This window comes from Trujillonella humicola, from assembly GCF_046233715.1.
GTDB classification, from domain to species: Bacteria; Actinomycetota; Actinomycetes; order Mycobacteriales; family Geodermatophilaceae; genus Trujillonella; species Trujillonella humicola.
Genome location: NZ_JBJNRJ010000127.1, coordinates 1 through 1,319 on the forward strand (window position 1 = coordinate 1; position 1,319 = coordinate 1,319).

At 69.4% G+C, this 1,319-nt stretch carries 1 protein-coding gene; it reads left to right on the top strand.

Annotated elements, in window-relative coordinates; all coding sequences use genetic code 11:
* Nucleotides 1–4: 4 nt before the first annotated feature.
* The coding region (locus tag ACK586_RS25375) for an IS256 family transposase (protein ID WP_409333311.1) at nucleotides 5–1,319 on the top strand (1,315 nt) is incomplete at its 3' end.

The following is a 1,319-nucleotide window of genomic DNA, read 5'->3' on the forward strand; positions in this document are numbered from 1 at the left end:
TCTGATGACCGTGACCGATGAGCAGGCCGGCGACCCGGGTGGCCCGGGCCGGGTGAGCGGGCAGCAACTGCGCAAGCTGCTGGCGGATGACACGTGGCTGGATGAGCTGATCGACCGGGCCGAGACCGGCGGGGTCGCACTCACCGGGGAGGGCGGGTTCCTTCCGGAGCTGGTCAAGGCCGTTCTCGAGCGGGGACTGGCCGCCGAGCTGACCGACCACGTCGGCTATGAACGCGGTGATCCGGCCGGCCGGGGGTCGCCGAACAGCCGCAACGGCAGCACGCCCAAGACGGTGCAGTCCGAGGTCGGGCCGCTGTCGCTGGCCGTGCCTCGAGACCGGGCGGGCAGCTTCACCCCGCAGCTGGTGCCCAAGGGTGAACGCCGTCTCGGCGGCCTGGACGACATGATCATCTCGCTCTACGCCGGCGGGATGACCGTGCGCGACATCCAGCACCACCTGGCCCGCACGATCGGCACCGAGCTCTCCCACGACACGATCAGCAAGATCACCGACGCGGTGCTCGACGAGGTCGGCGCGTGGCAGGCCCGGCCGCTGGAGCCGATCTACCCGATCGTCTACGTCGACGCGCTGGTGGTGAAGGTCCGCGACGGCCACCAGGTGCGCAACCGGTCGGCGCACATCGTGGTCGGGGTTGACCTGGACGGCATCAAGCACGTGCTGGGGATCTGGGTGCAGGCCACCGAGGGCGCGAAGTTCTGGGCCGGGGTGGTGGCCGAACTGGCCAACCGCGGAGTGCGCGACATCCTCATCGCCTGCTGTGACGGGCTGACCGGCCTGCCCGAGGCGATCGAGGCCACCTTTCCGCACACGACCGTGCAGACCTGCGTGGTGCACCTGATCCGCGCCTCGATGCGGTTCGTGTCCTACGGCGACCGCAAGAAGGTGGCCGCCGCGCTCAAGGGCGTCTACACCGCCCCCACCGCCGATGCCGCCGAGACCGCGCTGCTGGAGTTCACCGACTCCGATCTGGGCCGCAAGTACCCGGCGACGGTGGCGACCTGGCAGAACGCCTGGGAGCGGTTCATCCCGTTCCTGGCCTTCGGCCCCGCCCTGCGAAAGATCATCTACACGACGAACACGATCGAGTCGCTGAACTACCAGCTCCGGAAGATCATCAAGAACCGGGGGCACTTCCCCAACGACGCCGCGGTGATCAAGCTGCTCTGGCTGGCGATCCGCGACATCGAGGACAAGCGAGCCCGGGAACGGATGAAGGACCGCGGCAAGCCGGCCAACCAGCGCACCGCACCCGGCAAGCTCGTCGAGGGCGCCGTCACCCAGGGCTGGAAGCCCGCCA